This window comes from Paenibacillus sp. WC2504 (assembly GCF_052682475.1).
In genome coordinates, this window is sequence record NZ_JBQZFH010000001.1 from 7,123,417 (window position 1) to 7,149,582 (window position 26,166).

The following is a 26,166-nucleotide window of genomic DNA, read 5'->3' on the forward strand; positions in this document are numbered from 1 at the left end:
TGAATACTACTCCCTTCCTAATACAGGCCGCTTTCGCCGAATTTTTTGGCCAACCGATTGGCCCCAACCACCAGCACCAGCCCAATGATCGACTTAAACAATCCGACTGCTGTACTGTAGCTGAACTGGCCTTGCTGAATCCCGACGTTGTAAACGTAGGTGTCAAAAACTTCGCCTACCTCGCGATTCATGGCGTTCAGCATTAAGAAGATTTGTTCAAAGCCGGTATCCAGGAACGACCCCAGTCGAAGAATAAATAAAATGACAATGACACTGCGGATGGCAGGAAGCGTAATATGCCACAATTGGCGGAAACGGTTCGCGCCATCGATTCTTGCCGCTTCATACAACTGCGGATCCACCCCGGCCAGTGCAGCCAGGAAAATAATCGTACCCCAGCCTGTTTCCTTCCATACCACTTGCGAAACGATCATCGTTCGAAACCACTCGCTTGAGATGAGGAACTCCATTTTCGGCAGACCCAATGAAACGAAAAGGTCGTTGACGATGCCTCCTTCCGTCGTGAAAAAGATGTAGGAGATCCCAACCACAACCACCCAGGAAACGAAGTGGGGGATGTAGACAATCGTCTGAATGCTGCGTTTGAAAACTTCCCTGCGCACTTCATTTAATAACAGGGCTAGAATGATCGGCAGCGGGAAGAAAAAGACCAGATTGTACACGGCGAGAATAATCGTATTTTTGAAAAGCATTGCGAATGAAGCATCGAAAAAGAACCTCTCAAAATGTTTGAAACCCACCCATTTGCTGTGCAGCATCCCAAGTGCCGGCTGGTAGTCCTGAAAGGAAATCAACAGCCCCCACATGGGGAAATAACGAAAAATAATAAAGTAGAGCATGCCAGGAAGCGCCATCGCATACAGCCATTTGTTTTTCAGCAAACGGTTGATTCTCGTGCGGGCTTTGCTTCTCGCAGCCGTATCCGCTTTTACCGGTCTAGAAGTCAGTTCCACGTTGACTCGTCCTCCTCGTTTGTTTTGACATGGTTAGCGTATCGAGACTGGAAATTGCCTGCAATAATCAGCAGCGCTCCATCTGCGAATGAGCCGTTTATTCGCCGTTTAAGCAAGCATTTATAATCATTAGCGGCCCTGCGGGTAATCATTTTGAACGCAAAAAAGAGGCTGTCCCCGGTATGGGAACAACCTCTTAAATTGTAATTCGTCAACCAATAGCATCCCTGCGCTGCTCCCGGTACTGGCCCGGCGTCATCCCTTCCAGTTTGCGGAACTGGCGGATGAAATTTTGCGCGTTCGTGTACTGCAAGCGTTCTGCAATGTCTGTTATCTTCATCTCCGTGCTGCTCAGCCAGCTTTTGGCCATATCATGGCGGTATCCCGCCAAGTATTCACTAAAGCTCATCCCCGCTTCCTTCCGGAACATCCGGCGGATATAGTGAGTGCTGTAGTTCAACCGCAGCGCGCACTGCTCCAGCGTCAACTCACTGTCATAATGGGCATGGATGAGATCCATCACCGAGCGAGAGATGCTTTTGCCGGACGATTCGTGACGCTTGCGGGTCAGCTCCATCATCGGATGAATCATCTGCGCTTTAAACCACACTTCGATTTCCTGCGGTGTCTTCAGTCGGAACATGTGCTCATACGCATTACGTTGATCTGGAAACGAGAGCTCCCCCGTATCCCCCATGTCGTACAAGACGCGGATGAGATCCGTCAGCAGCATGGCAAAAGACATCCGATAAACGTTAGAATCCGTCTCTACGCGTAGGACGTCCTGTATAAACTGATGCAGCAGTTCCTCGGCCTTGTCCTTATCAAGTAAAGCAATAGCCTGCGTTAGCTCCGACACCAAATGGTGTGGGTAATAGTGCCGTGAGGCTTGTTTTGGCTTCAAATCGTCGAGATGCAGGATCGCTTTTTCGCCAAGACGAATCCGGTATTGCAGCGCTTCTTTGGCTTCTAGAAATGCCCCTGAAGTCGCAAACAATTGGTCATAAGGCCTGCTGATACCGATACTTACCTTCAGTCCCAAATATTCGTCTACGGCACTTTGCACCGACATGGCCAGCGCACTCCATTCACTGAGCAGCTCCATATGGTTGTCCGTATCACTGCCGACTAGAATCACCTGATAATTGCCAATAGGCATCGCATGAATACGCTGCGGCATCCCAATCAGCTCTGCGGCCATATTATTAATCGCAAAAAGCAGCAAATCCTGCTCACTGGAACGATAACGCGTTTGATCCAGTGTATCGATCTGCAGGACCAGCACCGCATAGTTCTTCCAAACAGGCAGCTGGAACCGCTCCGCCTGCTCCTCCATCTCGCCGCGGTACAACTCGCCTTGGAACAGCTTTAGCATGAAGTAGTCCACCAGTTGGCCGGCCTGAATCTTCATCTGCCCTTCCAGCTGCTCCTTCGATTGATGGAGGGAGGCCACCTGCGTGCCAATCCATTGCAGTTCGTCTTTGACGGCAGACCCGCCGCTTTGCGGCTTACTATGGCGCATCGTGAATTCCATGAGACTGCGTACAGGGAAATACATCCGCTTGGAAGCCCAGTAAGACAGCAGCCCGGCAAAAAGCAGCAGCACAATGCATGCGGTTAACGTCGCCCATCCGATAGCAGCGGATTCCTTCCTTGCTTCCTCCAGCGGGATCACCGACACATAGGTCCAATTATTGTAGCGAGATTGATTATAAATCACACTATACCGTTGTCCCGATAAGGTGCTATTCACATATCCTTGTGTATGTCCTGATTGCTGAAGCTCCTTGGCCCAAGGCTCGGCAAGAACACTTTGACCAATTCTTGCAGGATCACTGTGAATGATAATCTTCATTTTGTCATCCAAGACCATCGTTTCCCTGGTTGAGAAACCTCCCGTCAGCAGCTTGGAGAGCTCCGTGTTCGACATGCGTACGAATAAATATCCTTTGGGCTCGGCAGCCAGTGGTGGAATCGTTTTCACAAGTTTGATTCCTGCAAAAGAGGCATCCTGGTCAGGCAGCCACCGCGATGTATAGACATAGGCAAGTGCATTCGACGCTTTCGCAGCGTCAGTGCCAAAGTAAAAGCCGCCGTCTTTGATATACCAACCGTTTTGTAAACTGTGCAGCTCCGCTGATTTCACGCCTAATTCATAGGTTTGAACGCCAAGAAGCCCTTTTACCAGCAGATCGATATCCTGGAAATCTTCAATCTCCATGCGTTTCGCCACGGAATTGATCACAAAAGGCGTCTCCGCGAACCGTCCGGAAACCTGATCGATTACCTTCAGAATCTGCTCAACCCGGCTTTGCGATTGCTGCAAAATGAACACATTCGCTTCGTTCACCTTGGCCTGAACCGTGGAAGTCGATTGAAAGAAAGCGTATACACCCAGGCACAGCAAAGGCACCGCGCTAATCAGTGAGGTCGTAATCAGCAGTTTTATTAGAAATGATGAGTATCGCGAAGGCATAAGTCCCTCCATTTCGGAAGAGTAAACAACAATGTAAAAATACAAAAATGACACCCTAATTGTTTAGAAGTGTCATTTCCGGTGCAATTCATATTATTATTGAGCTTTAACGATCTCTCTACCTTTATATGAACCGCAGTTTTTGCAAACATGATGTGCTTTCTTCAATTCTGCACATTGTTCACACTTCACCATTCCTGGTACTTCCAGTTTAAAGTGAGTACGGCGCTTATCGCGACGTGTTTTGGACGTTCTCCGTTGAGGAACTGCCATTTTCAAAACACCTCTTTTCAGTTACATAAATCAACAAAGAATATAATAACTTTCTTGAACTATATTGTCAATGCTGAGTTGGGATAATGGTTATATGGAGAATGAAAATACAAGAACGCTATCCGTTCTTCGTGCGGTAATTAGTGGGGAGAACGGCTCAAGAACGGGTGGCGTTCTTGGGGTTGTAAGTCTTTTCGTACTTTCCGTTCTATTCAAGTCACGTCTTTTGATTAAGAATTATCCGAAACATAAAGTGCTTTTCATTACTAATTTAAATCGAATTCAAACCCGATCAGAGACTCGTCTCCGCCTTCCTTTTATCAGCAAGCTTACTCCTAGCAATCCTATAAATATGACGATCCCAATAGCTCCCCATAAGAGTGAACCATTACGAACCCCCGCATAAAGACCACTCATTGCAATCGTGAAGGGAAGTATGCCCAAGCCAGTGGTCCAGATAAAAGACCAAATGTTTATTTTCAAAAAACCCAACGCATAATTCACAAAATGATACGGGACCAAAGGGACGAATCGAATGAGTAAAAGACCAAACGTTTCATGCCTTTTTGTGAACTCTTCTACTTTTTGTAGAAATGGCTGCGCTAATTTACCGAAGAAAGGCTTTGCAATCCATTTGGTGAGATACAGCGCACCCACCGCGCCGAGTACACCGCCTATCCACGAATAAATACCACCCCAAACGGGACCATATATTTCCATGAGTCCGATAGAGATGAACTCTCCAGGTACCGGTAGAATATTAACAATGGACTGCACAAAGATGCCAATGATAGTGCCTATCCACCCAAGCTCCCGAATACGATGAATGTACCCATCTGCTTCTCCTGTATGAACAAGATAAAGATAATAACCTGAGATACCTACAATGACAAGTATACTAATAACGCTAAAAAGCTTCGTATTAGGTCCTGTTTGCTTCATATAAAACTTCCTGACTGATCGAAATCGCATGTTCTGAGATCGGCATAGGTTCCACAGTAACCGCGTATTTTTTGTAGAGTTCCTCAGTAGAAATAGTTGCTATTCTTGGAGACAATAGTTCACTTTTCAGTTTCAATCGATCTCTTCCGTTAGGATGAAGCACATATAATAACGTCTTTAAATAGATCTGTGTAAATCTGCTAAACAAACCTTTTGGTAACTCTGTCACGGTAAAACCTAATTGTCTAGAACCTCTGTGTATCATAGTGATTCCGTAGATCGCTTTGACTTTTTCGGGCATGCTATGAATCCGTTGGGCCAGTGTGGGCAAAAAGCTCTGTACATCATGTTTCATTTTGACAGCAAGTTGGAACATAGAGGTAGATTCCGTAATCAATTGATGAAGTTTCTCATTATTAAAATGAAGTTCAACAACCAGATCTCCGGAAGTCAACTCTTCCCCACTTCCCAAATGGATCGTTTTCCCGTGATATTTGACCACTCGGCTATTGAAAATTTGATTATTCACATCAATTGGCCGAATGTTGAATAACCAATTGAACATGCGTTCCCATTTTAACCAGATGAAAACGAGACATTTCTTTACAAGCCCACTTGGCTTCCTTTTCTTAAATTGTAGTAATTGTAAGTAGGTGTCTATGGGTAGAAAAGGAAAGTTTCGCTGTTTGCATATTTCAATGAAATCCTCGAGGGCCTTCAGCATATGGTGAGGAGCATCTCGATTCGCCCCAAAAGTCTGCCCACTATCATGAAGCACGATAATATGATTCATTTGTAGTTTGGCTAATAAGGTTGATCTTATGCGGTTCTTGCCTCCCCTACTTCTCCAATCTTTTACCATTAACGACCAGAGAACCAAACGATATTGCTTTACTAAAAATAGGTCAAAGACATTAATAATCCCCCAAGGAGGACGATAATAAATCGGCTTTACCCCAATAATTTTCTCAATCGCTTCTACGGAATCATTCAATTGCTTTCGAACCGTTTTCGGGGTCATAAAAGCATTTGTCCAATGGACATAATTGTGAATGCCGATCAGATGCCCTTCATGATGAATGCGCAGAATGATATCTGGATACTTCTCCGCTTTGGACCCAAGTACAAAGAATGCGGCTTTGATCTGATATTTGGAGAGAAGATCCAACAATTGCGGCGTAAACTCTGGATCAGGACCATCGTCAAAGGTTAAAGCTATGCCTTCCTTGCTCACTTTCTTTTTGTACACCCACAGACAAAGTAAACGAACGATAATAGTAGGCAAAATTGTATATAGAAGCAGTACGATAAAAATGCCCCATAACAATGTATGCAAGCCAATCACATTCTTTCTAGAGTGGATTGTTTAAATCATGGGTGAATTCGATATCACTTGCTCTCTCCTGCGTCCAAAGATCGTACTAAGAACGTCCGTAACGATCCTTTCTGCTGCTTTTCTATGATGTAAGAAATCCATTTTGTTTTTTACTAGAGAAACACTAGTATCATTATCTATAAATTGACGAATTTGGTTAGCGAGATCACTCATCCGATGACTGATAAATGCAATACCTTTTTCAGAAAAATAAGTGGCATTATCCTTTTCTTGACCAGCGAACGGCCGATAAATAAAAAGTGGAACTTTTAGAGCAAGAGATTCAGCTAATGTTAAACCTCCTGCTTTACTAATGATACATGTGGCTGAAGCCATGAGTTCATCCATCTGCTCGACGAAACCCAGAATCTTGACTCTGCAATTATTTTGAAATTGCTTTGTCAGGAGTTGATTCAACTTAGCATTTCGGCCACATACCACAGTAATATGACAGTCCTTTATAATATCAAGACTTTTTATCATTTTAGCTGTAAGGTCTAATTGACTATATGGTCCAACTATAATAAGTATCATTTTATTGTTTTTATTCTCATTCGGATAGTTATTATTTTCAAAAGCATCTCGAATGGGTATTCCCGTTACTTCTATGACCTTTTCATTGATCCCATTCTCGATCATATTAGCTTTCAAATCTTCACTTGCCACATAGTATTTATCAATTGCAGGATGAAGCCATCTTGCGTGAATGACATAATCCGTCATTATGGTGAACGTTGGAATATCGAAAAGCTTGCTTACAATGGGAGAAGCTCCATATGGAAATGTATTGATAACACCATCTGGTTGTTCTCTTTGAATAATCTCAAACAATTGTTTGGTTCCTAACCGATTTAAACCAGCAAGAACAGGACTATAAGCATTGTTTCTTTGAGTCAAATAATAGCTCCAACCATAATAATGAATACCAAATCTCGCAGCATGAAAACTACTCATATAAACAGAAGTGGATATTTTATTTAATACGGGATGAGCTTCTTTCATCAAATCAATGATTTGAACATGAGCAAGGCTATATCGGCGACAATATTCTTTAATCGCGTATGCCGCTAGTTCGTGCCCCGCGCCATAACTCGCAGTAAGTACAAGAATCCGAGGTAATTTGGTCAATTCGCATTTCCTCCAGTGTGTTAGTCTACACTGCCTGGTAATTCGCTTGTGAAAGACATCTAAGATTAGTCCCATCATAATGAAGTTTATTAAAGTCATTGTGAACTAATTCTTAAGTTTTTCTTAATTGGCCTATTATTACTAATAACTACCCGAGTGTATACTCAAACATCTAATTAAAAATTTACATGAATCCTCATCTCTATCTTACCAACGTACTTAAACGAAGTCTAAATAAATCGATGAATGATGCCTTAATTTTTCACTCAGCCGTTTAGGTTCTTTTCATGTGAAAAAAATCCATATCTTTATAAAACAAAAAAGCTGCAGCTAGGCGGCTTTTATATATGAATTCTATTGGACTGTGGCGAACTTGCGAGTAGTGTTCCTATATTTTGTAGGTGAGATGCCTTTTTTAGCCGTGAATTGCTTGATAAGGTATGTGTCATACTCAAATCCTGTAGCACGTGCGATTTCATCAAGCTTCATACCTGTATGAGTTAAAAGCTCACATACAACCTTCAAACGATGTGATAGCAAGTAACCCATTGCTGTATTTCCGCACCTTTCCTGAAACATCTTATTCAGGGTCACACGGTTTAAATGAGCGCAATTCGTTAGATCTTCCAGAGAAATCTTTCTGGAATAGTTCATCTCTATATATTCTAACACGGAATCAACAGGTGATTGTTCACCATTTCGATTTAAATCCTCCAGCAAACCCAATATTTGAATGAGGTATCTTTTTACTCTGCACACCCAACGTGAATCACTTTGCGCCTGCACTTCCATACCTAGTATAAAAAACCATTCAAATAAAAGCGGAAATGCCTTCTCCGTGATGCGGGGGATAGTGGTATGTGGATCATCTCTTTGAAAAAGTGAATGACCTGTTTGTATTCGCGGCCCCGTCGGAAAATAGCCCTGCGTTTCGGAAAGAACTGTGGTGTTCAGAAATTCGGGATGAAAATGAAAGGATTGTGCAGCAATGTTTTGTTTCTCCATGACTTTCATATCATCTGTTTCAGCTAAGCAAAGAACACCAGGAGCGGAAATGGAAATTGGCCGTTCATTTAATGTCCCGCTCATACTTCCTGACGTAATGAGAATCAGAGAAAGACGTTCAGGATTAGGAAGCATGCTGAAATCCTCCACTGCGGCAAATTCAATATTCACGGTTCGGTTTTTGTGTCGATCTATTTGTGGCATAGCCATCACCTATCAAATATTATAGTTAATTACTTCATTATTGGCAGTGTACCAGACAAGTGTGAGAGATATAATAGCGATTGTACCAACAAAAGGAGGGAAAAACCACAATGGCTATTGAACGTTTTCACATTCATGTCTCTGACGAGATCCTTGACGATCTAACATACAGACTGCATCACACTTGTTGGCCGGATCAAATAGAAAACGCGGGGTGGGAACGAGGCACAGAATTAAGTTATTTAAAGTCGCTCATTTCTTATTGGAAAGAACATTATGACTGGCGCGCGCAAGAAACCCAGTTGAACCGCTTGTCCCAGTTTTGCTGCAATATCGACGGCATAGACGTGCACTTCGTACATGAACGTGGTAAAGGACCCAATTCAATGCCCATTATTCTTACCCACGGATGGCCCGACAGTTACCTTCGTTATCAAAAGATCATTCCTCTTCTCACCGATCCTGCCAGCTACGGCGGTAATCCTGAGGATTCTTTTGACGTGATTGTCCCTTCATTACCTGGGTTTGGATTCTCTAGTCACCCTAAACATGCTGGCGTCAACAGTTTTCGCGTCTCGGAGATGTGGGCTAAGCTAATGACAGAAGAATTAGGGTACCGAAAATTTGCTGCCGCAGGTGGGGATATTGGATCAGGAGTTACAAGATATCTGGCAGCAAACCATCCTGAACTGTTATACGGCATCCACTTAACCGATATCGGCATTAAAAGGAACCTCATGGCTTCATCTGATCAGGCGAAGCTTACGGAAGAAGAGCTGCAATACAAGAAAAGCGCTTCGGAATGGATTGCTCAAGAAGGTGGCTATATGTCCGTTCAATCCACAAAACCACAGAGCCTTGCTTATGGACTAACCGATTCACCGGTAGGCTTGGCTGGCTGGATCGTTGAAAAATATCGTGCATGGAGCGATTGTAATGGTAACCTTCAGCAGAAATTCAACGAGGATGAACTCATCACTCATATTATGTTGTATTGGGTTACGAACACAATCGGTTCTTCAGCACGGATGTATTATGAAAATTCACATTCTTTACCACCATTGGGCTATATAGATGTACCGACAGGCATCGCATTGTTCCCTGCAGATATTTTGCTACCTCCCAAAGAATGGGCAGTACGCAACCTAAATGTCATTCACTGGGCTTCGCTGCCCCGTGGCGGACATTTTACCGCTATGGAAGAACCCGAGCTTCTGGCTCAGGACATTCGTAACTTTTACAGGACTTTTAGAGTGAAGATGAATCATTAATAGAATCGTTCTCTTCTTATGTTTGCTTGTTACTTTAATCCAAACAGATCAATAAGCAGATAGCCTAGAATTGAAAGCAATACAGACCCTATTAAACCTGCAGCAAACGACTTCATCCCCAAGCGTCGGAACGTGGCCAAGTCAACATTAAGCCCAAGACCAGCCATCGCCATCGCAATCAGGAAATAGGCAAGAAGGATGATTTGGTTGGTAAAACCAGTTGGTATGAATTCTAATGTGTTTATACCACTCATAACAAGGAAGCCTAGAATAAACCATGGAATCGGAATGGATCTCCAGCTCGCTTTTTGGACGACGGTATTTTTCTTACGCTCGGTACGGTTTGTCCAGACACCAAGCACGATTGCCACCGGTACCAAAAGAGCAACTCTTGTTAATTTCACAATTACAGCCAGATCCACGGCATCTTTACCTCCGGGAGCTGCTGCCGCGATGACATGCGCAATTTCGTGAAGGGTTGCCCCAGAGAAGATACCATAACCTTTTGCTGTTAAGCCTAGGACCGGATATAGAATCGTATAGAGAAGTGTGAAAATGGTACCCAAAATAGCAACAGTCGCGGCTCCAATAGCTGTCTCATTATCATTCGCCTTAATTTGCGGTGATATCGCTACAACTGCAGCTGCCCCACAAATCGCGGTGCCACAGGCTGTCAAGATGCCTAAGCGGTTTTCTACCTTAAACAACCTTGCTATACCATAAACAACAAAAATCGTAAAAACGATATTAATAATTGCAATAGCCAAAACTTTAGGACCAGCGTGAACGATATCGACCAAGTTCAATCTCATTCCCAACAAGATGATGCCGTAGCGTAAAAGCGTTTTGCTTGAGAAAGAGATCCCTTTTATGGCTTGATGCGGGACCCCAATAACCCCCCTGTAAAGCATACCAAGCAGGATCGCTATCACAAGTTGGCCCATAATACTGAGAAACGGAAAGCCCCCTAAATACTTTGCAACGATTGCAAGAACGAAAGTTATGCTAATTCCTTGCACGAAATCTTGTCCCTTTTGCTTCATTGGTAAGGCATATAAGACTTCCATAATCCTCACCCTCTCCTTCAAGTTTAACTTTGTTGTCCTTTACCTCTTTCACTATAAGGCCGCTTTAACAATAAGTGAAATATCAATATTCAATCTTTACCATGAGAAAAACTTATGATTAAGTTGTGGCCCCTCCAAAGAATTTGTACAATATAGTTCTAGGGGGTATGGAAATGATTGTTGATGCACTTCGCGTGTTTGTTACGGTAGCAGAACAAAATAACTTCTCTAGAGCAGGAGAATTGTTAAACTTGTCCCAGCCAGCCGTTTCATTACAAATTCGCAACCTGGAAAACGAATTCAATGCCAAACTTATGCATCGATCGCCGAAGCATGTTGTTCTTACAGATGCAGGAGATATACTATATCGGCAAGCTAAGCAAATTCTTTCCCTTTACGAACAAGGAAAACAAGACATCCATTTACTCAATCAGAAGGTAACAGGATCTATTCAAATTGGGGCTAGTTTTACAATTGGTGAATATATTTTGCCGCGGCTGCTTGCGGATTTTGCAAATCAGTTTCCAGAAGTCGATTTGTCTTTGACTATTGCCAATACAGAGGAGATTGCCTTAGCGCTGAAAGCCAACAAACTTGATCTAGGTTTAGTTGAGGGAGAAGTGTCACAGAACGGGATTCAACTTACAACTTATATGAAAGATGAAATGCTTCTCATTGCATCTCCGGATCATCCATTATGCGCCAAAAAGACCGTGAAGCCAGATATGCTCCATGATTGCACCTGGGTTCTCAGGGAACATGGCTCCGGTACCCGATCTTATAGCGATAAGTTTATCCATACGAACGACTTACGCATTAAACGATCCTATGTATTTACTAGCAGCCAAGGAGTTAAAGAAGCCGTTGCTGCTGGCTTAGGAATCTCCATTCTGTCACGCTGGATTGTTCGTAAAGAATTAGAAACTGGAGAGATTACGGCTATCCCTCTCAATCCCAAGCTAAAAGAACGTGATTTCTGGTTTATTCAAAATAAAGATACTTCTTCGTCAATGGCTATTCAAATGTTTATACAAAAGCTGTTGGAGCAAACGCCTTTCGTGCGTTCTTAATTCGGATAAAAAAGGCACCCTCAGTATACTGAGGGTGCCTTATCGTTTATTATTGGCGGCAATGAATTGAATGCCCCCGAGCTACATCAACCGCTGCCGCGAAGCCTCAAACAGCAGCACCGTAGCCGCCATGGCCACATTCAGCGACTCCGCCTTCCCCTGCATCGGGATGATGACCTGCACATCCGACAGCGCAGCAACCTCCGGCGACACGCCCCGGCCCTCGTTGCCGAGAATCAGCCACGTCGGCTGCCGCAGGTCCGTGTCGTAACACGAGCTCTGCGCCTGCAGGCTCGTGGTCACGAGGCGCACGCCGCGCTCACGCGCTCGCGGCAGCAAAAGCCCCAAATCTGCCTCCACAATCGGCAGATGATACATCGATCCCATCGTCGAGCGGATCGTCTTGGGATTGTACAGATCGACCGTGCCACGGCCGAGCACTACCGCTTTGGCACCAACCGCATCCGCGCTGCGGATGATGGTGCCGAGGTTGCCCGGGTCCTGGATGCCGTCCAGGACCACAACAAGATCATGCTCGCCAGCGAGCAGCTCGTCCATGCCCAGCTGCGGCCGAGCAACAATAGCCAGCACGCCCTGCGGCGTCTGCGTATCCGTGCATTTCTCCAGGACGGCTTGGCTGACGCCGACCCATTCTACTTCGCCCGGCGATACCAGCCCAGCTAGACCGTCAGGCAAACCTTTTTCCAGGCTGAAGATAACGGTTTCGACAGAGGCTCCCGCACGCAGCGCTTCCTCCACCAGATGATGGCCTTCGATGATGTATTTCCCTTGCTTATCTCTACCCTTGCGTTCCAAAAGCTGTGCCCATTCTTTCACACGGGCATTTTGAACAGACATAATTTCCGTATGTGTCATTTCTTCTACCTACTCTGCAAAAGTCACTTCAAACGTTTGAAGATCCGAATTTTTTCCAACGACAACCAAAATATCATCAGGTCGCAGCTTTTCCTCCGCGCTTGGCGGAATGATCAGCTTATCATTGTGTTTGATCGCAATCACATTGCAACCGTATTTGGCCCTAATATCAAGTTCTTTTAGATTTTGGCCAATCATATGACGGGAGGCTTGAATCTCCACAATGCTGTGATCTGAGGACAATTCTATGTAATCAACAATATTAGATGAGATTAAGTGATGCGCGACACGCTGTCCCATATCCCTCTCTGGATAAACGACCTTGTCAGCGCCGATTTTCTTAAGCACCTTCCCGTGCAAGTCATTCACAGCTTTCACAACTACCGTAGGTATTCCCATTTCTTTGAGAATTAATGTGGTCAAGATACTCGCTTGAATATCCTCCCCAATGGCGACTACGACAACGTCAAAATTGCGTATACCCAGAGCCCGAAGCGCTTCTTCATCCGTTGAATCCGCTTGTACGGCGTGCGTGACGATCGATGAGATCTCTTGCACAGTCTCTTCACGAGAATCAATGGCCATGACTTCAAAACCTAATTGTGACAACGTTCTGGCAATGCTGGACCCGAATCTTCCCATTCCAATAATGGCAAATTGTTTTCTCATAGGCTGGCGTTTCCTCCAAATTCCAATATGATTCTAAATTATAACATACTTGCGATCTGTAAACTCGCTGTGCGCGGAAAGAGGCGAAGGTGGAGGATGAACCGACATCAACTTGCGCATATTAGTATCGATAACGAAAGGGAAGCGAGGTCCACGAACGAATGAACATTACATTAAGACAGGCCATCGTCCAGAGAGTCCAAAATAAATCCAATGACGAACTTCAAGAAATTATTGAAGATTCGATTGGCGGGGAAGAAAGGGTATTGCCCGGGCTAGGTGTGCTTTTCGAAATCATATGGCAGCATAGTGAAGCAAATATCCAAAATGAACTCGTTGAAACCTTAAAAGGGCATCTCCCTTGACCTCAAATTTCCACCATCGGCTAGGGGGCTGCTCCTTGCAATCCCTTAGCTGAATATTCGTACTCGACAGCCTGATCTTCTCTAACTATTCTCAGCAAGTAAAGCTGATTACTCCTGCTAATTCCTGTAATATATCCATCTTCACCTAATTAACTGAATTTTGTACCTCTAATTTCCCCATATCCGCTATGTTTCGCTAAAATTCCATCAATGTAGCTTGAGTTTCTACCTCTATTCCAATTCCTTCCACCTATCAGTGCACATTAACGGTAGTTTTTCCAATAGCAACGAGCCTTAGGGAATCGTCCACGCTGCTGTGCCCCACCCCTGCATCAAACAAAAAAATCCCCCTCTAATCCAAGAGGAGGATAATCGATCATTAATAATTGATAATTGCTAAAGCACAGTGTTCGGCGACAAAGGCGCCGGTCTTTCACAGCTGCTTTGCATCACATAGTGCTTGCCTTCACTCGCTGCGTCATGGAAGCCATGCATAGCCTCCAGCACATGGTACGCCAGCTCGCCATTCGCGCGATGCGCTTCACGCTCACCGCTGATGAGTGCTTGCGCCATTGCGGCAACACCCAAACCGCGGCTGTTTTCTTTGTAGCCATGGGATAATGGAATCGGCTCCCAGTCGGAACCATTTTTACGGATCATCACCTGACCGCCAAAAGTATTAGGATCCGGTACGCGCAAAGAGCCATGGCTGCCATAGATTTCAATGTTCGGCAGCTGCGTGCCGCCCATAATATCAAAGCTTGTAACCAGCGTAGCAATTGCGCCGCTATGGAAATCAAGCACGCCCGCAATATGCGTTGGCGTCTCTACCGTGATCTTCTGTCCGCGTTTTTTCTCGCTCTTAATTGTACGCTCCGGGAAGCTGATGCCTGTCGAGCCTGTTACACGGCGAATAGGCCCTAGCAGAGCTACTAATGCTGTAAGATAATAAGGACCCATATCGAACATAGGGCCGCCGCCTTTTGCATAGTAAAACTCAGGGTCCGGATGCCAATGCTCGTGACCTTTGCCCATCATGAAAGCCGTTGCGGCAATCGGTGTGCCGATCCAACCGTCATTGATCAGTTTCACGCATGTCTGAATTCCTCCACCGAGGAAGGTATCCGGCGCGCTGCCGACTGACAATCCTTTACGGCGAGCTACCTCCAGAATGCGTAAGCCCTCTTCGCGCGTAACCGCTAGCGGCTTTTCCACATAGACGTGTTTGCCCGCTTCCAATACCTGAATACAGACTTCCGCGTGTGCAGCTGGAATCGTCAGATTGATGACAATGTCAATATTCGCATCATTCAAAAGCTCCTGAACCGAATACGCGTGAGGAATATTAAACTCCTCCGCCCGCGCCTTCGCTCTCTCCAAATCGATATCCGCGCAAGCGAGCAGCTCCAAATGCTCAAAGTTAGGAATATTCTTCATATAAGCAGCACTAATATTCCCGCAACCAATAATACCAACCTTCTTTTTACTCATCTTTTTCGCTCCTCCTCTTCGTTATCGTGTCGCCCACAGCAAGCCGCGGCGCATAAGCTCAAGTGTTTCCGGCATCCGTACGATGTTGGCTTGATGGCCAAGCGAGTTATAGTACACTTTGCCTTCGCCATAGGTTTTGGTCCACACCACCGGCATCTCCACATCGCCGAAATCCGTCACCGCATGCACTTGAATAGCAGGATCGACATGCATGTAATACTTTTCAGAGACGACGACAAAATCGTTTATTCCCTCTGTCAGAGAATGCTGACGATCTTTGATCCGCACCGTGTAGGTAACACCGTCATTGCCCGGATGAGCGACCCATTGACCGCCGACCATGTATTGGTACTCGACTTCATTCCGGAAGGAATCCCCCATCCCGCCGTGGCAGCCGGCAATCCCGGTTCCGCCTTCTTTCACTGCGGCAAGTAACGGTGTCAATTGCTCTTTCTCAATTTTCCCCATCGTCCATACAGGTACAATGAGATCAATGCCTTTCAAGCGTTCCGCATCCTTAAAACTATCCAGCGTATCAGATACCTCCACGCCATAACCTTCTTCGCGCAATAACCCCGCAAAAATCCCAGCCACTTCCTCAGGTTGATGACCATCCCAGCCACCCCAGACAATCAATGCTTGTTTACTCATCTTGCGCAAGCTCCTCTCTGCTTCTGATTAAGCTTAAACCTCGCTAATTTTCACCCAACGGCGCTGCTCAATGGATTGATCCACGGCTTCCAGCACCTCTTGACACTTCACGCCATCCACAAAATTCGGAACCGGCTGACGATCTTCTGAAAGCGCGTTCATTAGCTCCACAACCTCGTGCACGAACGTGTGCTCATACCCGATTGTATGTCCGGCCGGCCACCAAGCATCCATATAAGCGTGGGGCGCATCTGTTGCCAGAACACGGCGGAACCCCTGAACATCCTCATCATCACTTGTAAAATATACCTGCAGCTCGTTCAAGCGCTCAAAATCAAACTTCACACTGCCTTTACTGCCATTAATTTCAAAAGAATTCGTACACCGGTGACCGGCTGCAAACCGTGTAGCCTCGAAGCTGCCCAGCGCTCCGTTCGCGAAACGGGCCATAAACAACGTCGCGTCATCCACAGTGACCGGACCATGCGGCGCGTCCTTGCTGCCCTTGGCGCTAAGTCCTGTCATGGAGCTCGGCAGTGGACGCTCCTTCACGAACGTCTCGCTCATCCCGATAACTTCTGTCATATCGCCAACCAGGAAATGCGCCAGATCGATCAGATGCGCACCCAAATCGCCGTGCGATCCGGAGCCGGCAATCTCCTTCTGCAAGCGCCATACCAGCGGGAACGTCGGATCTACGATCCAGTCCTGCAGGAACCACGCGCGGAAGTGATAGATCTCGCCGAGTCGACCGCTCTCGACCAGCTTCTTCGCGAGCTGCACCGCAGGAGCAAACCGGTAGTTGAAGCCGACCATGTGCTTCACCCCGGCCGTTTCAGCCGCCTCCAGCATCTCCCTTGCATCGGCAAGGGTCAGCGCCAGCGGCTTCTCACAGAACAGGTGCTTGCCGGCTTTGGCCGCTGCAAGCGCGATTTCCTTGTGCGCGTCGCTGGGAGCATTGATATCGACGATGTCGATCTCAGGATGCGTGACCAGCTCGCGCCAGTCGGTGACGTAACCATCCCAGCCGAACTGCTCGGCTGCGGTTTTGACACCGTTCTCATCACGTCCGCAGATGAGCTTCATGTTCGGCACCGCCGTCTGCGGGAAAAACATGTGCAAATCCTTATAAGCATGGCTGTGCGCTTTGCCCATAAACTTATAACCGACCATACCAATATTGAATGATTTCATAAAATTGAAAGCCTCCTTAAGTGGTTAATCGTTCTATCCTTATATAAGTGAACTGCTCTTAGATGACTGACGAATGATGAGTTGGGTTGGCAGCTTAACATTGGGAGGATTCACACTTTCCCCCTGCATGACGCGAGCCAATACACTTCGTGCCGCTTCTTTTCCCATCTCATAAAATGGCACATTAATACTGCTGAGCGGTGGGTCGCTCAGTTTAGCGGCATCGGAGTCATCGCAGCCCACGACGGCAAAGTCCCGACCTGCCACCCAACCTTTTTCCCGAAGTCCTTGCATCAGGCCGATAGCCATGCGATCATTTGCGGCAAAAACCGCTTCCACCTGCTCCCGCTGCGCCCAAAGCCTTTCCGCTGCTTCGTAACCGCTTTTCCGGCTGTAATTGCCTTCAAGCAGCATCTCGTGTGGCGTCTCAAGCCCTGCATCGTACATCGCTTTGAGATAGCCTTGAAGCCTGTCCCCGGAATTGGAGTACTCCGGCGAGCCGTTCAGGAAGGCAATCTTCCGGTAGCCCTCCTCCTGCAAATGGCGAACAGCCTGATAGCTGCCATCGACATGATCGGCATCCACCTCGTGAAAAGCTAAACCCTCAAAATGCTGATTCACCAAACAGAAGGGGTGCCCCTGCTCCTGCAGCTGTTGAAGCGATTCTCGCTGCTCCGGTGTATCTCTTGCGCCCAGAATCACACAAGCATCCACTTTCTGTGATCGGTAGAGCCTCGCGTAGTCCAAGCTTTCATCCGGCTTCAACAACGATAGAAGCAAGTCATACCCCTGCTCCCTTACTTGCTCGCCGATCCCGCTTAAGATTTCCGCAAAATAATATGCTGAGAACAGATGTACCTTAGGCATATAAGGAAGCACCACACCGAGATTTCCGCTGCGTCTTCGTGCAAAGCTTTGCGCAATCGCATTCGGATGATAATTCAGCTGGCCAGCCGCTTCCAGAACACGCGCCTTCGTAGCAGGCTTCATGGGCCCGAGCCCATTAAATACACGGGAAACGGTCGCTTCGGAAACACCGGCTAATTCAGCAACCTCTTTTCTAGTCACCATGTAGAAGCCTCCATTTTCATTACTGAGATCCATTATGTACACGCGTACATTTTCTCATTCAAGAGCTATTTTTGTCAATACATTACCGCCAAAAAATATTCATCTCACATTTCGACACTTACCCCAATCTCCTACAAATAAAACTAACAAAAAACGACTAATTTCTGTAAAATGATCTAATTTATTATATTGCCTATTCGTTGTCTTTCGCTTTATGATTAATGTTATATGGACAACTATGATGTGGGAAGAGTGATCACAATGAAAGTAGCCCAGCGCCTTCTTCACTTGGCCTCATCAACTCTGCGGAGTACGAAAAAAGTGACTCGAAGTCACCTTTTAATTTTGATCAAAAAAGCTGTAAGACGCCATAGCAGAGCTATGCGCGATGCACAAATTCAAATCATTCTTACCTTGGATATTGACCGGTTTCGACAAATCAATTTCTCACTCGGCTACGCGTCCGGTGATCTTCTGTTAGCCGAAGTCGCTCATCGACTGCGCTCCATTCCTAATTGCAGTCTCGCTGTTCGATCCGGGGATGATGAATTTGCGCTGGTTATACACGCAGACCATCAGGAACAGTTGTCCCAAAGCCTTTTGCAGGTACAACAGCTTTTTGAGCAGTCGTTTATGATTCAGGAACATGAATGTTACATTAACGTCAGTATGGGCATGAGTGCCGTGGAGCTAACGCCAGCAACGGTAGAACAAGCGTTGAAACAAGCTGACCAAGCACTTCTGGCCGCCAAACACACTGGCAAAAATAAGCTTGTCACCTACCATTCCATGCTTTCACCCCAACAGACCAGTTCCATGGAAATGGAAACCGAGCTGCGCAAGGCTATTTTAGAAAATCAGCTCATCTTGTACTACCAGCCACGCCTTGAACTCTCTACCGGCAAAATTATTTGTCTGGAAGCTTTGGTGCGATGGAATCATCCCAAGCTCGGCATGATTCCGCCTAATGAATTCATTCCGCTGGCAGAAGAGAGCGGTTTGATTCTGCCCCTTGGCGAATGGGTGCTCCGTGAGGCTTGCCTCCAGAAGATGAGATGGCTCGATGCCGGTATTTTAGACTATCAGGTTGCTGTCAATATCTCGCCGTGCCAGTTCCAGGACGAGAACTTTTCGGATAAAGCCATTCGTATCATTGAGCAGACCGGCATTAATCCTGCTTATCTGGAGTTCGAAATTACGGAAAGCTCGATAATGCAAAACATGGAGAACACGATAGCAGTGCTAGAGAAGCTCTGCAAGAAAGGAATCTCTATCTCCATCGATGATTTCGGAATCGGCTACTCCTCGCTGAATTATCTGAAGCATTTTCCTATTCACTGTTTGAAAATCGATCGGTCCTTCGTTAAAAATATACATAGCAATAAAGACGATCTAGCGATAACCAACGCCATTATTCACCTTGGTCACGCCCTTAACGTGCAAGTGGTAGCTGAAGGTGTAGAAGAATTGAGCCAGCTTGAAATATTGCGTGAAACCACTTGCACGACCATTCAAGGTTATCTCTTAAGTCCGCCGGTTTCCGTTAACGAAATCGAGCAAAGCTTTCATCGATATGACAACAGACCGGTTATGATCTCATAACCGGCCGTATGCTTTGGCGTACCTCCGCATTTTCGCAAATATACGCTTATCCCGCAGTCTGCGGAATATATAAGGATCTGGACTCGTATTGACCTCTAGAATCCAAGGATGCAGATCTTTGTCCAGAGCGACATCAACGCCGATTTCCTTAACTCCCCTGTATTTCGTATTAATCGCTTTAGCCACTCGTTTCCCAAGCACATGCAGCTTCTTGACGTAGACATCCCGCTCACCGGCTGGCAAGTAGCTGTGCAAGAGTGTTTCCACCGGTTTCAGAGTTCCCCCATTGTGAAAATTCGTCACGATTTTACTCGGATGTGCCACTCGGCCAATTACGCCGGTTGTTTCCCAATCGCGCAAAGGTGTTTGCTGCACCATAATTCTGAGGTCGAAACGGTTGCCTTTATATTTCAGCAAGTGAATCCCTTTCTGGACCAGATAGGGTGCTTTTCCCGTTTTCTTCTTGATGGAGGCATACATGTCTTCAAATGTTTTAAATCTTTTCAAATTAACCCCAAGCTGATAGGAATACGGCATGATTTCTCCCTCGCCGTCCGACAATTCCACGCGAATCACACCATTTCCGAACATACCTACATTGGGCTTAATATAGACCATTTTATGCTGAATCAGCATTTGTTTAAGCGTATCTGCGGTCATCCATTTCGTCGTTGGCACATATTCCTTTAGAGCCGCCGTAGCCTCTACCGCCTTGGTTTTGCCAATCTTGCTCATGACATATCTTGGGTATCTAACCTTGGTCCGTTTCTTTAACATTTTTCTCATGTCTTTCCTCCTGCTTCAGTCTATAGAAGTCGGCCAGTGATTGCGCTGTTGCCTGCCAGCTGAATTGCTTGACTGCATCGTCCCGCGCTTGCTTCGCTATACCGCCTGCCCACTTTCTCCGCTTAGCAATAGCTGCAATCCCTCTCGCGAAGGCTCTAGGGTTTCTGAAGTCCCGAATCAATACCCCATTATGCCCGTGCTGTATGATTTCTTTAATCCCCCCATTGGCTGAGGCGATGACTGGGAGCCCGGAAGCCATTGCTTCCACATTCACTAATCCAAAAGCCTCATGCCCTTGCGAAGGACATACGAAGCAATTGGCGAGGCCATACACCTCGTGTATATGGCGATGGGCAATATTTCCCAGAAATTTTGTTGGCACTCTAAGCCTGCGGGCCTTTCTCTGCAAAGACGCTTTGTACCCCTCCGTTTGCTCCCCGCCGGCAATCAGAAGCTTCAGGCCAGCCACCTTTTTTCTAGCCAAATGTACAGCTTTAATTAAATGTGTAATGCCTTTACGCTTAATCAATCTGCCGACATAAAGAATATGGAACCCGCGGCCGACTCGGTATTTATGCCTCAACCGCTGCTTCATGGCTGCCGAGCTGGGCTTGAATCGTTTAATATCCGTCCCAAGGTAAATGCGATGCAGCTTGGCGCGGCGCTTGGGGAATAACCGGATTAGCTCCTGTTCCAGCGAGGCACTATTCGCTACAATCCAATCCACTTTCCCTAGCAGTGCCGAGCACTTCGAAATCGATATATAAGGCGGTTTCACGAACGTCAACGAATGCAGGAAAAGAGAGACGGGGCTATGGGGAAACTGGCGCTTAATAGCTGCCGCGAATACAGGTCGATTGTCAACTTGAACCCAGTCGAATTTCTCACCTTTCATCGCCTTCATAACTTCCTTCAAATATTGCTTCGAGCTCTTCGCCCGAACCCTCACAATCTTGAGCGAGCCCCTCCGGGTTGTGTTTGTATAAGCACGGTGCTGCCTCGAGATAATCGTCACATGATGCTGTTTGGCAAGCTGACGGGCGATGGCATAAATACATATTTCAACGGATCCACCTTTTAGCGGCGGCACTGGAATTTGTTCAGGAGCAATGATCAGTAGATGCACGTTCTCTCTTTCACATCCTTATGGCCTGCGCGCCCTGTATTCGTAACCCGTACTTATTGTATGAAGCAAACCGTCCATCGGCAACCAAAAAAGAAGAGACCGCACACCAGATTTTACTCTGGCGCACAGCCTCTTCAGGTTGTTATAAGCCTTATGGAGCACTCGTTAAAAACTTCGCATTCGGGTTCTTTTCCATGGAGGATCTTAGTGCGTATTCACTCTCGAATAGCCCGACGTAATTCCCTTTTTTATCTTTCACCAGCTGGGAATTAATACGGAACTTGCCCGGATCGATCTTATCATCGATAATCCAGCGAGCGAACTGATAGTTCTGGCGCTGCAATTGAATATCAACACCATACTCCGATCTCATCCGGTGCTCAAGCACCTCGAACTGCAGTTGGCCGACGACGCCGAGAATCATATCCTCGAAACCGATCGTCGTGAAGACTTGAATCATGCCTTCTTCCGTCAACTGATCGATGCCCTTGAGGAACTGTTTTTGCTTCAGCGCATTTTTAATCGATACCTTGCTGAAAAGCTCCGGAGAGAACGTTGGAAGTTCGTCGAAAACAATGGCTTCCCCTTCGCTCAGCGAATCCCCAATTCGGAAAATACCTGGATCAAACAAGCCAATGATATCGCCAGGGAATGCCTGTTCTACGATATCGCGGTCTTGCGCCAGAAACTGCTGGGGTTGAGCCAGCTTGATATCCTTGCCCATACGAACATGCTTAACCGACATGCCGCGCTCGAATTTACCGGACACAATACGCAGGAACGCAACTCGGTCGCGGTGAGCCGGATTCATATTCGCTTGAATTTTGAATACGTAGCCCGAGAACTTCTCTTTCGTAGGCTCAATTACTCCTACTGTGCTGTTGCGCGGCTCTGGCTTTGGCGCCAGCTGCAGGAAGTTCTCCAGGAACGTCTGCACACCGAAATTGTTCACGGCACTTCCGAAGAAAACAGGGGTAAGCTCGCCCTTCAACACTTTTTCCATATCGAAAGGATCGCCAGCTACGTCCAGAAGTTCAATGTCATTGCGTAGTTGCTGATGCAAGAATTCACCGGCAATTTGGCGAACCAGCGGATCTTCCACGCCATCCACCTTGCGAACCTCAATATCTTTGTGATCCTCGCCATTGTATAGCTCCAGCTGCGACTTACCACGATCGTACACGCCGCAGAACTGTTTGCCTGATCCAATCGGCCAGTTCATCGGGTAGGATCGAATGCCGAGTACTTCCTCCAGCTCTTCGAGAAGCTCAAATGGATCGCGGCCTTCGCGGTCCAATTTGTTAATAAACGTAAAGATCGGAATACCGCGCATCCGGCAAACCTGGAATAATTTCTTGGTCTGTGTCTCGACCCCTTTGGCCACGTCAATCAACATCACGGCGCTATCCGCTGCTGTCAGCGTCCGGTACGTGTCCTCACTGAAGTCTTGGTGACCAGGTGTATCCAGAATGTTAACCCGGTGCCCTTCATAGTCGAATTGCATCACACTGGATGTAACGGAAATTCCACGTTGCTTTTCAATTTCCATCCAGTCCGACGTTGCATGCTTGCTGGCTTTGCGCCCTTTGACCGTTCCGGCTAAGCGAATCGCGCCTCCGAATAACAGCAGTTTCTCGGTCAGTGTTGTTTTCCCCGCATCCGGGTGAGAAATAATCGCGAACGTGCGCCGCTTAGCGACTTCCGTTTCGAGAAGCTTTGTGAGTTGCGTAGTCATTTGTTAGTTTAATTCCCTTCTTCTTTTACATGGATACTACTAGGTGTTGCTTATTGATTAAGCTTGGGCTTTCTGCAAATCGATACTCCAATTCGCTTCATCAAGGAACGTACGGTTGCTGAACTCTCTACCACGTACGACGACCTTATCAGCAAATACTTGGACATAGATACCCTGAGCTTTATTCTTAGCTTCCTGTTGATACGCACGGTTCAGCGTTCTGCCGACCGAGGAATTGTGGAAATAATGGAATGCTTCCTGCACATAATGCGGAGTCCCATTCTGGAAATCTTGATGGCGGTGTCCACAGAAGACGAACACATTCTTATAGGGCTTCAACGTTTCGCGGAATTGGATTGCGCGGATTAATTGGTGAGATCCCCCATCTGTCCCATTCGGCGGCAGCGGTTGATGTGTCATAACGAACAAAGGTCTGCCCGGTTGATACAGGGCTTTAACTCGCTCCTTGAACCAGGCCAACTGCTCATCGGAATACCATGCGCCTTCACCGACTTCCGGCTTCTCCTGAACATAGGCTTCTTGTGAAAGCAGCAGAATGGAGTGACCTTTCGTCGTAAAATCATTATAAAGCGACTTGTAGCCAAAAAACTTTTTAAACTGCTCTCGGCTGACTTCATCGCTCTTACCATTCGGAACGGCCGCTTGATCCCAATTATTCGCTTTATTGATCCAAATCGTGTAATAGTCGTGGTTCCCCATGTTCGCATGAACGGGAGGAAGTTTATACTCACTTACAATGGTACGCAGCTCCTTATAATCTCGTTCCGTTCCTGTATCGGTTAAATCGCCTGTTAACATAATGGCGTCAACTGGACCGTCGAAATGTGTAATGTCATCGAGCGCTTGCCTCAATTTCTTCACGGTTAACGGGTCACCTACGCTGATATGAAGGTCGCTTAATATAAAATAGGACATTAGCGGACCTGTCGGCAACGGTTCGGCCGAAGGCTGCGCCACAGCTTGAGCGGGCTCGGGTGAAGCAGATGATACGGCTGGCTGATCTTCCGCCATAAACCTTTTTTTTACCATTTGACTAAAAAAAGCACTTATTCCAACCAATGCAGCCCCGATTGCAAGCAGCCATCTTATAAAAGCTCTTCGTGACATAAACGCACCCCAAGTATAATAGTAAGGATTTACTCCGTAAGATCTATTATACCATAAAAAATCCAATAGGCGTCAGTCGCCTATTGGATGTTATGCATGCTTACTTAAGTTAAAACCGTTGTTTTTTGAACGGTTTCCCAATCGACTTCGCCTTCATTTTGACCGTTGATCGGCCACCACTTAAAGCCGTCTTCCGTCAGCAGTCTAGTCGCCTCTTCAGGTCCCCAAGATCCAGCCGGATATTCTTTCAGATCATTCGTTTTCTCGTTCCATGCCGCAGCAATGCGGTCTACATAAGACCAAGCTAACGCCACTTCATCCCAACGCGTGAAGTACGTAGAATCTCCACGGGCTGCATCATACAGCAAACGCTCATACGCTTCCGGCGTATTAATGCCGATTTGGCAGCTTTGGCAGAAATCCATAGCAACCGGAACGATGACGCCTTCTGATCCTGGCTGCTTCGCATTCATTTTCAAGTAAATGCCTTCCATCGGATTAACGCGGAAAACAAGCAGATTCGGTTCCATTACATGCTTTTTAGCCAAATAAACGTTGTTCGGAATGTTTTTGAATTCAACGACAACCTCGGTTGTTTTGACCGGCAGCCTTTTCCCTGTCCGGATGTAGAACGGCACTCCAGCCCAGCGGAAATTATCGACATGAACACGCGCAGCGAAATACGTTTCCGTCGTCGATTGCGGGTTCACGGAATCTTCTTCACGGTAAGCCGGTAACGTTTTGCCTTTGCTGGAACCACTGGAATATTGGCCACGAACGACATTTGCACGAACATCATCGCCATCCTCGAACAGGCGCAAAGAACGCAGAACCTTGACCTTCTCATCGCGAATATCTTCCGGATGCAGGCGGCTAGGCGGCTCCATCGCCATCATCATCAACATTTGAAGCATATGGTTTTGGCCCATATCGCGCAAAGCGCCCGAGTGGTCGTAATATCCGCCACGCTCTTCAACGCCGACGGTTTCGCTTAATGTAATTTGAATATTTGCTATGTATTTATTGTTCCATAGCGGCTCGAAGAAGGCGTTCGCGAAACGCACAAACTCAATGTTTTGTACCATCTCTTTACCGAGATAGTGGTCAATGCGGTAGATATCCTTCTCCTCGAACACTTGACGGAGTTGACCGTTCAAACGCTCAGCCGAAGGTAGATCGTAACCGAATGGTTTCTCAATCACCAGACGGTGCCAACCTTTGGTTTTGAGCAAACCGCCTTCGCTTAAATTGTAGGACACGTTGCCGAAAAGCTCCGGCGCCAAAGCCAGGTAGAACAAGCGGTTGCCGCCCGTTTGATATTGCTCATCCAGTCTTGTGGACAACACGTTTAACTCGTGGAAGCCGGCCACGTTGTTAATATCCAAAGACATGTACTCGAAACGGCTTGAGAAGCGAGTCCATTCCTCATCGTCCGTAATTTTGTAACGGGCAAATTCTTGGATCGAATGTTTCACGTCATCGCGGAATTGTTCACTCGTCCGAGGTCTGCGAGCAAGACCGACAACGGCGAAATTTTCTCCTAATTTCCCTTCCCGATACAAGCTATAAAAAGCTGGAAATAGTTTTCTTTTCGCCAAATCGCCGGTTGCCCCGAAAATATAAAATACAGCTCCACTCATATATGCATCATTCTTTCTCTATTAGGATTGGTTAATATGCTTAGCAT

At 46.5% G+C, this 26,166-nt stretch carries 24 protein-coding genes; 4 read left to right on the top strand and 20 right to left on the bottom strand.

Translation table 11 applies throughout. The features are described from left to right. Positions 1 to 17: 17 nt before the first annotated feature. The 8 genes from ACUN27_RS32295 to ACUN27_RS32330 form a co-directional block, all read right to left on the bottom strand. The gene (locus ACUN27_RS32295; RefSeq protein WP_167062842.1) at positions 18 to 875 is read right to left on the bottom strand and encodes an ABC transporter permease; all 858 of its coding nucleotides are present in this window, start codon (positions 873 to 875) and stop codon (positions 18 to 20) included. Between the two features lie 89 nt (positions 876 to 964). Next, entirely contained in the window at positions 965 to 1,189 is a 225-nt protein-coding gene (locus ACUN27_RS32300; protein ID WP_326060616.1) for a hypothetical protein, read from the bottom strand. Then, positions 1,186 to 3,450 carry a helix-turn-helix domain-containing protein gene (locus ACUN27_RS32305; protein ID WP_445560256.1) on the bottom strand — a complete coding sequence of 755 codons (2,265 nt, stop codon included), beginning with the start codon at positions 3,448 to 3,450 and terminating at the stop codon, positions 1,186 to 1,188. Before ACUN27_RS32305 ends, ACUN27_RS32300 begins: the two co-directional genes overlap by 4 nt. Before the next feature lie 96 nt (positions 3,451 to 3,546). Beyond that, complete coding sequence (rpmF, locus tag ACUN27_RS32310; protein ID WP_028553571.1) at positions 3,547 to 3,723, bottom strand: 50S ribosomal protein L32; 177 nt, start codon at positions 3,721 to 3,723, stop codon at positions 3,547 to 3,549. A gap of 282 nt (positions 3,724 to 4,005) precedes the next feature. Continuing rightward, the gene (locus ACUN27_RS32315) at positions 4,006 to 4,665 is read right to left on the bottom strand and encodes a TVP38/TMEM64 family protein (protein ID WP_326060614.1); all 660 of its coding nucleotides are present in this window, start codon (positions 4,663 to 4,665) and stop codon (positions 4,006 to 4,008) included. Continuing rightward, positions 4,646 to 6,001: a polysaccharide deacetylase family protein gene (locus ACUN27_RS32320; protein ID WP_326060613.1), complete on the bottom strand. Its 1,356-nt coding sequence runs from the start codon at positions 5,999 to 6,001 to the stop codon at positions 4,646 to 4,648. Before ACUN27_RS32320 ends, ACUN27_RS32315 begins: the two co-directional genes overlap by 20 nt. Positions 6,002 to 6,031: 30 nt before the next feature. Next, a complete protein-coding gene (locus tag ACUN27_RS32325; RefSeq protein ID WP_445560257.1) occupies positions 6,032 to 7,168 on the bottom strand; it encodes an MGDG synthase family glycosyltransferase in 1,137 nt (378 codons plus the stop codon). 354 nt (positions 7,169 to 7,522) lie between these two features. After that, entirely contained in the window at positions 7,523 to 8,377 is an 855-nt protein-coding gene (locus ACUN27_RS32330; RefSeq protein ID WP_445560258.1) for a helix-turn-helix domain-containing protein, read from the bottom strand. A 110-nt stretch (positions 8,378 to 8,487) separates the two neighbouring features. Between ACUN27_RS32330 and ACUN27_RS32335 the strand changes: the two genes are divergently transcribed. Beyond that, positions 8,488 to 9,648, top strand: a complete 1,161-nt coding sequence (locus ACUN27_RS32335) for an epoxide hydrolase family protein (protein WP_445560259.1) — start codon at positions 8,488 to 8,490, stop codon at positions 9,646 to 9,648. A 29-nt stretch (positions 9,649 to 9,677) separates the two neighbouring features. Here ACUN27_RS32335 and ACUN27_RS32340 read toward each other — a convergent pair whose 3' ends face one another. Then, complete coding sequence (locus ACUN27_RS32340) at positions 9,678 to 10,691, bottom strand: YeiH family protein (RefSeq protein ID WP_445560260.1); 1,014 nt, start codon at positions 10,689 to 10,691, stop codon at positions 9,678 to 9,680. Positions 10,692 to 10,888: 197 nt separating this feature from the next. Here ACUN27_RS32340 and ACUN27_RS32345 point away from each other — a divergent pair, with 197 nt between their 5' ends. Beyond that, on the top strand, positions 10,889 to 11,785 hold the full coding sequence (locus ACUN27_RS32345) for a LysR family transcriptional regulator (protein ID WP_445560261.1): 897 nt from the start codon (positions 10,889 to 10,891) through the stop codon (positions 11,783 to 11,785). Between the two features lie 81 nt (positions 11,786 to 11,866). Here the strand turns inward: ACUN27_RS32345 and ACUN27_RS32350 are convergent, their stop codons facing one another. Continuing rightward, a complete protein-coding gene (locus ACUN27_RS32350) occupies positions 11,867 to 12,661 on the bottom strand; it encodes a TrmH family RNA methyltransferase (RefSeq protein WP_326060607.1) in 795 nt (264 codons plus the stop codon). A 9-nt stretch (positions 12,662 to 12,670) separates the two neighbouring features. Next, the gene (locus ACUN27_RS32355) at positions 12,671 to 13,330 is read right to left on the bottom strand and encodes a potassium channel family protein (RefSeq protein WP_315953154.1); all 660 of its coding nucleotides are present in this window, start codon (positions 13,328 to 13,330) and stop codon (positions 12,671 to 12,673) included. Positions 13,331 to 13,491: 161 nt separating this feature from the next. Between ACUN27_RS32355 and sspI the strand changes: the two genes are divergently transcribed. Next, a complete protein-coding gene (gene sspI / locus ACUN27_RS32360) occupies positions 13,492 to 13,695 on the top strand; it encodes a small acid-soluble spore protein SspI (protein WP_127453137.1) in 204 nt (67 codons plus the stop codon). A gap of 396 nt (positions 13,696 to 14,091) precedes the next feature. On the opposite strand, the gene ACUN27_RS32365 is transcribed toward sspI, so the two are convergent. The 4 genes from ACUN27_RS32365 to ACUN27_RS32380 are packed head-to-tail and all read right to left on the bottom strand — an operon-like array spanning position 14,092 to position 18,102. Then, complete coding sequence (locus ACUN27_RS32365; protein WP_315953153.1) at positions 14,092 to 15,186, bottom strand: Gfo/Idh/MocA family protein; 1,095 nt, start codon at positions 15,184 to 15,186, stop codon at positions 14,092 to 14,094. 21 nt (positions 15,187 to 15,207) lie between these two features. Further along, positions 15,208 to 15,837: a ThuA domain-containing protein gene (locus tag ACUN27_RS32370; protein ID WP_315953152.1), complete on the bottom strand. Its 630-nt coding sequence runs from the start codon at positions 15,835 to 15,837 to the stop codon at positions 15,208 to 15,210. A 33-nt stretch (positions 15,838 to 15,870) separates the two neighbouring features. After that, a complete protein-coding gene (locus ACUN27_RS32375; RefSeq protein ID WP_315953151.1) occupies positions 15,871 to 17,031 on the bottom strand; it encodes a Gfo/Idh/MocA family protein in 1,161 nt (386 codons plus the stop codon). A gap of 39 nt (positions 17,032 to 17,070) precedes the next feature. Further along, a complete protein-coding gene (locus ACUN27_RS32380) occupies positions 17,071 to 18,102 on the bottom strand; it encodes a LacI family DNA-binding transcriptional regulator (RefSeq protein WP_315953150.1) in 1,032 nt (343 codons plus the stop codon). 261 nt (positions 18,103 to 18,363) lie between these two features. Here ACUN27_RS32380 and ACUN27_RS32385 point away from each other — a divergent pair, with 261 nt between their 5' ends. Then, complete coding sequence (locus ACUN27_RS32385) at positions 18,364 to 19,704, top strand: putative bifunctional diguanylate cyclase/phosphodiesterase (RefSeq protein ID WP_326060605.1); 1,341 nt, start codon at positions 18,364 to 18,366, stop codon at positions 19,702 to 19,704. Here the strand turns inward: ACUN27_RS32385 and ACUN27_RS32390 are convergent. The 5 genes from ACUN27_RS32390 to zwf form a co-directional block, all read right to left on the bottom strand. After that, a complete protein-coding gene (locus ACUN27_RS32390) occupies positions 19,699 to 20,490 on the bottom strand; it encodes a YheC/YheD family protein (RefSeq protein WP_315953148.1) in 792 nt (263 codons plus the stop codon). The genes ACUN27_RS32385 and ACUN27_RS32390 overlap by 6 nt on opposite strands. Further along, positions 20,456 to 21,616, bottom strand: a complete 1,161-nt coding sequence (locus tag ACUN27_RS32395; protein ID WP_445560262.1) for a glycosyltransferase family 4 protein — start codon at positions 21,614 to 21,616, stop codon at positions 20,456 to 20,458. The genes ACUN27_RS32390 and ACUN27_RS32395 overlap by 35 nt, the downstream gene beginning before the upstream one ends. A gap of 151 nt (positions 21,617 to 21,767) precedes the next feature. Beyond that, positions 21,768 to 23,351 (bottom strand): peptide chain release factor 3, encoded by a 1,584-nt coding sequence (locus ACUN27_RS32400; RefSeq protein WP_326060602.1) that lies wholly within the window; start codon positions 23,349 to 23,351, stop codon positions 21,768 to 21,770. Between the two features lie 57 nt (positions 23,352 to 23,408). Next, positions 23,409 to 24,479, bottom strand: coding sequence for a metallophosphoesterase family protein (locus ACUN27_RS32405; RefSeq protein ID WP_445560263.1), 1,071 nt, complete (start codon positions 24,477 to 24,479; stop codon positions 23,409 to 23,411). 104 nt (positions 24,480 to 24,583) lie between these two features. Continuing rightward, positions 24,584 to 26,119 carry a glucose-6-phosphate dehydrogenase gene (gene zwf / locus ACUN27_RS32410; protein ID WP_326060600.1) on the bottom strand — a complete coding sequence of 512 codons (1,536 nt, stop codon included), beginning with the start codon at positions 26,117 to 26,119 and terminating at the stop codon, positions 24,584 to 24,586. Positions 26,120 to 26,166 lie beyond the last annotated feature (47 nt).

Excerpts from the sequence above, each read along its gene's own strand:
- ACUN27_RS32295 (WP_167062842.1), bottom strand. The coding sequence starts at position 875 with ATGGCGCTTCCTGGCATGCTCTACTTTATTATTTTTCGTTATTTCCCC.
- ACUN27_RS32380 (WP_315953150.1), bottom strand. The coding sequence starts at position 18,102 with ATGGTGACTAGAAAAGAGGTTGCTGAATTAGCCGGTGTTTCCGAAGCG.
- ACUN27_RS32365 (WP_315953153.1), bottom strand. The coding sequence starts at position 15,186 with ATGAGTAAAAAGAAGGTTGGTATTATTGGTTGCGGGAATATTAGTGCT.
- ACUN27_RS32330 (WP_445560258.1), bottom strand. The coding sequence starts at position 8,377 with ATGCCACAAATAGATCGACACAAAAACCGAACCGTGAATATTGAATTT.
- ACUN27_RS32405 (WP_445560263.1), bottom strand. The coding sequence starts at position 24,479 with ATGTCACGAAGAGCTTTTATAAGATGGCTGCTTGCAATCGGGGCTGCA.
- ACUN27_RS32390 (WP_315953148.1), bottom strand. The coding sequence starts at position 20,490 with ATGAGAAAAATGTTAAAGAAACGGACCAAGGTTAGATACCCAAGATAT.
- ACUN27_RS32375 (WP_315953151.1), bottom strand. The coding sequence starts at position 17,031 with ATGAAATCATTCAATATTGGTATGGTCGGTTATAAGTTTATGGGCAAA.
- zwf (WP_326060600.1), bottom strand. The coding sequence starts at position 26,119 with ATGAGTGGAGCTGTATTTTATATTTTCGGGGCAACCGGCGATTTGGCG.
- sspI (WP_127453137.1), top strand. The coding sequence starts at position 13,492 with ATGAACATTACATTAAGACAGGCCATCGTCCAGAGAGTCCAAAATAAA.
- ACUN27_RS32385 (WP_326060605.1), top strand. The coding sequence starts at position 18,364 with ATGAAAGTAGCCCAGCGCCTTCTTCACTTGGCCTCATCAACTCTGCGG.
- rpmF (WP_028553571.1), bottom strand. The coding sequence starts at position 3,723 with ATGGCAGTTCCTCAACGGAGAACGTCCAAAACACGTCGCGATAAGCGC.
- ACUN27_RS32335 (WP_445560259.1), top strand. The coding sequence starts at position 8,488 with ATGGCTATTGAACGTTTTCACATTCATGTCTCTGACGAGATCCTTGAC.
- ACUN27_RS32315 (WP_326060614.1), bottom strand. The coding sequence starts at position 4,665 with ATGAAGCAAACAGGACCTAATACGAAGCTTTTTAGCGTTATTAGTATA.
- ACUN27_RS32345 (WP_445560261.1), top strand. The coding sequence starts at position 10,889 with ATGATTGTTGATGCACTTCGCGTGTTTGTTACGGTAGCAGAACAAAAT.
- ACUN27_RS32350 (WP_326060607.1), bottom strand. The coding sequence starts at position 12,661 with ATGACACATACGGAAATTATGTCTGTTCAAAATGCCCGTGTGAAAGAA.
- ACUN27_RS32340 (WP_445560260.1), bottom strand. The coding sequence starts at position 10,691 with ATGAAGCAAAAGGGACAAGATTTCGTGCAAGGAATTAGCATAACTTTC.
- ACUN27_RS32305 (WP_445560256.1), bottom strand. The coding sequence starts at position 3,450 with ATGCCTTCGCGATACTCATCATTTCTAATAAAACTGCTGATTACGACC.
- ACUN27_RS32355 (WP_315953154.1), bottom strand. The coding sequence starts at position 13,330 with ATGAGAAAACAATTTGCCATTATTGGAATGGGAAGATTCGGGTCCAGC.
- ACUN27_RS32370 (WP_315953152.1), bottom strand. The coding sequence starts at position 15,837 with ATGAGTAAACAAGCATTGATTGTCTGGGGTGGCTGGGATGGTCATCAA.
- ACUN27_RS32400 (WP_326060602.1), bottom strand. The coding sequence starts at position 23,351 with ATGACTACGCAACTCACAAAGCTTCTCGAAACGGAAGTCGCTAAGCGG.